The organism is Oscillatoria sp. HE19RPO (assembly GCF_024220515.1).
Classification (GTDB): domain Bacteria; phylum Cyanobacteriota; class Cyanobacteriia; order Cyanobacteriales; family Laspinemataceae; genus Laspinema.
Window position 1 is genome coordinate 1 of the sequence record NZ_JAMXOT010000265.1, and the last position, 1,030, is coordinate 1,030.

The window sequence follows — 1,030 nt, forward strand, 5'->3', positions numbered from 1 at the left end:
AGTCATGAGGTTGGGATGTTTGTTAGCAATTTTTGTTCCTTTCGGGATTACCAGTAAATTACTAAAACAGCTAACAGGAATTAAGGTTTGTAGTCAAACAATTGGGAATTGGGTTGCCTCCAAAGGAAGACTGACAAGGGAACAAACTCAGAAAGAAATAGCGGCTTTTGAGCAAGGGGACAACCCGATAGTTGAGTCATTGTCCTCTGATGTCGAAAAAATGGCTTTAGCTTTAGCTGCTGATGGAGTAATGGTGCCTTTTAGACCCGAGGAAAAAACTCCATCTGGAGCCACACAATGGCGAGAAGTAAAAGTGGGAGTAATCGCCCGACTAGGAGCATATTTTACTCGAAGAGCGTAAAACAGCAACCCGGTTACATCAACGGCGTCTAGTAGCAGTTCTCGGAAATATTAATGACCTCTGTCCCCGGCTAATGCTAGAAGCCATTCGTTCTGGATTAAATAGAGCCTCTAAGGTAGTGTGGCTCTCCGATGGAGGAGTAGGTTTTTGGAATTTATATTATCAATATTTAGCTCCATTAAATGTGATAGGGGTATTAGATTTTTATCATGCGGCTGGACATTTGTGGTCAGCGGCAGCCGCTTATAAAGATGGCCGGACGAGGGAAGCAAAAAACTGGTTTAAACAGTGGCGACATCACCGTAAGATATGGAAATTCAAAAGAAGTAATTTTAGAATTAGAAAAAGTTTTACCCGAGGGGTGTTTAACCCCTAGCCAACGCCAAATTATCCGCCGAGTACATAACTATTTGAAAACTCATGAAAATCATATTACTTATAAAAGTTTTGAAGCTGACGCCATACCCAGAGGTTCTGGGATGGTCGAGAGTGCTTGTAAATGGTTAATCCAACAGCGCTTTAAGGGTGTAGGTATGCGATGGAGTTCTGAGGGATTTAATCACTTGCTGCATTTACGCCTAACCTGGGTAAATGGTCGCTTCGATGACTTGTTTTCGGATGCGAACTTTTTTTCCAATTCTGGCCCCTCCCCCAACTCCTAGATGCGCC

Annotated in this window: 2 protein-coding genes; both read left to right on the plus strand. The window is 42.9% G+C overall.

Annotated elements, in window-relative coordinates; translation table 11 throughout:
* The first annotated feature begins 19 nt into the window (after positions 1-19).
* Entirely contained in the window at positions 20-361 is a 342-nt protein-coding gene (locus NG833_RS22135) for a hypothetical protein (RefSeq protein WP_254567443.1), read from the plus strand.
* A gap of 73 nt (positions 362-434) precedes the next feature.
* Complete coding sequence (locus NG833_RS22140; RefSeq protein WP_254567444.1) at positions 435-737, plus strand: hypothetical protein; 303 nt, start codon at positions 435-437, stop codon at positions 735-737.
* Positions 738-1,030: the final 293 nt, after the last annotated feature.

Bases quoted from the DNA above. Each gene is read 5' to 3' on its own strand.
- NG833_RS22140 (WP_254567444.1), top strand. From the start codon at position 435: ATGCTAGAAGCCATTCGTTCTGGATTAAATAGAGCCTCTAAGGTAGTG.